Annotated in this window: 1 pseudogene; it reads left to right on the forward strand. The window is 71.6% G+C overall.

From position 1 onward, the window contains the following. Positions 1-503: pseudogene (locus O7B34_RS31950) on the forward strand (MFS transporter); the annotation flags it as partial.

The raw sequence follows: 503 nt of genomic DNA on the forward strand, positions 1-503 counted from the left end.
GCGCGGCATGGCCACCGGCATGGCGATCATGGGCTTCGGCGGCGGCGCCATGATCGGCGCGCCGCTCGCCGACTGGCTGATGCGCCAGTTCGCGACCCCGACCTCCGTCGGCGTCTGGCAGACCTTCGTGGCGATGGCCGCGATCTACGCGGTGTTCATGGTCGCCGGGGCGCTGGGCTACCGGGTGCCCCGCGAGGGCTGGACGCCGGCCGGCTGGACGCCGCCGGCTACGATGAAGAGCGCCATGGTCTCCTCCAGCAACGTCGACCTCGACGTGGCGACCCGGACCCCGCAGTTCTGGCTGATCTGGGCGGCGCTCTGCCTCAACGTGTCGGCGGGCATCGGCGTCATCGGCATGGCCTCGCCGATGCTGCAGGAGATGTTCGGCGGCCACCTCATCGGGCTCGACACCCCCTTCGCCTCCCTCGACGCCAGCCAGAAGGCCCGGATCGCGGCGATCGCGGCCGGCTTCACGGGGCTTCTCAGCCTCTGCAACATCGGCG

Source organism: Mesorhizobium sp. Cs1299R1N3 (genome assembly GCF_037179625.1).
Taxonomy (GTDB): domain Bacteria; phylum Pseudomonadota; class Alphaproteobacteria; order Rhizobiales; family Rhizobiaceae; genus Mesorhizobium; species Mesorhizobium salmacidum.